Annotated in this window: 6 tRNA genes and 2 rRNA genes; all 8 read left to right on the top strand. The window is 52.4% G+C overall.

The features are described 5' to 3' along the window. Positions 1-114 (top strand): 23S ribosomal RNA (locus A3849_RS03475); the annotation flags it as partial. A gap of 77 nt (positions 115-191) precedes the next feature. Further along, positions 192-308, top strand: a 5S ribosomal RNA gene (gene rrf, locus A3849_RS03470). 55 nt (positions 309-363) lie between these two features. After that, positions 364-440: transfer RNA gene (locus A3849_RS03465), tRNA-Ile, on the top strand. Between the two features lie 3 nt (positions 441-443). Then, positions 444-519 (top strand) — tRNA-Asn (locus tag A3849_RS03460). Positions 520-523: 4 nt separating this feature from the next. Beyond that, positions 524-616, top strand: a tRNA-Ser gene (locus A3849_RS03455). Between the two features lie 16 nt (positions 617-632). Next, positions 633-707 (top strand) — tRNA-Glu (locus A3849_RS03450). 23 nt (positions 708-730) lie between these two features. Continuing rightward, positions 731-806, top strand: a tRNA-Val gene (locus A3849_RS03445). Positions 807-830: 24 nt separating this feature from the next. Continuing rightward, positions 831-907: transfer RNA gene (locus A3849_RS03440), tRNA-Met, on the top strand. The last annotated feature ends 20 nt before the right edge of the window (positions 908-927 follow it).

Genomic DNA, 927 nt, shown 5'->3' with positions numbered 1-927 from the left:
ATGAGATTTCCCAGTATGTAAGACCCCTTGAAGACGACGAGGTAGATAGGTTGGAGGTGGAAGCACGGTAACGTGTGGAGCTGACCAATACTAATCGGTCGAGGGCTTATCCAAATCTTAAAACGCAGATTCGTTTCGGATTCAGTTTTCAGGAATGAAGGTTCCTGAAGCATTTACGCTGTAAATGCCCGTTTGGTGGCGATAGCGGAGGGGTTCCACGCGTACCCATCCCGAACACGACCGTTAAGCCCTCCAGCGCCGATGGTACTTGGACCGAAGGGTCCTGGGAGAGTAGGACGCCGCCAAGCGGACAACCACACTCTGTGGTATTTTTTTTGCCCATAATAATTACATAAGATAAAAGGGCCTTTAGCTCAGCTGGTTAGAGCGCACCCCTGATAAGGGTGAGGTCGGTGGTTCGAGTCCACTAAGGCCCACCATTTTCCCTGATAGCTCAGTTGGTAGAGCACTCGACTGTTAATCGAGTTGTCACAGGTTCGAGTCCTGTTCGGGGAGCCATTATGGAGAGGTGTCCGAGTTTGGCCGAAGGAGCACGATTGGAAATCGTGTAGGCGCCACAAGCGTCTCGAGGGTTCGAATCCCTCTCTCTCCGCCACTATTATTAAAGGTATGGCCCGTTGGTCAAGGGGTTAAGACACCTCCCTTTCACGGAGGTAACATGGGTTCGAATCCCATACGGGTCACCAATTATTTTACCAGGCACACATATGGAGGCTTAGCTCAGCTGGGAGAGCATCTGCCTTACAAGCAGAGGGTCGGGGGTTCGAACCCCTCAGCCTCCACCATAGTGCTTATAAGTTTTTTACTGACGCGGGGTGGAGCAGCCCGGTAGCTCGTCGGGCTCATAACCCGAAGGCCGCAGGTTCAAATCCTGCCCCCGCAACCAATTTGGAACCGTGGTGTAGT

This window comes from Paenibacillus sp. P46E, from assembly GCF_001909095.1.
GTDB classification, from domain to species: Bacteria; Bacillota; Bacilli; order Paenibacillales; family Paenibacillaceae; genus Paenibacillus_AQ; species Paenibacillus_AQ helianthi.
This window is presented reverse-complemented; position numbering and strand designations above follow the sequence as displayed.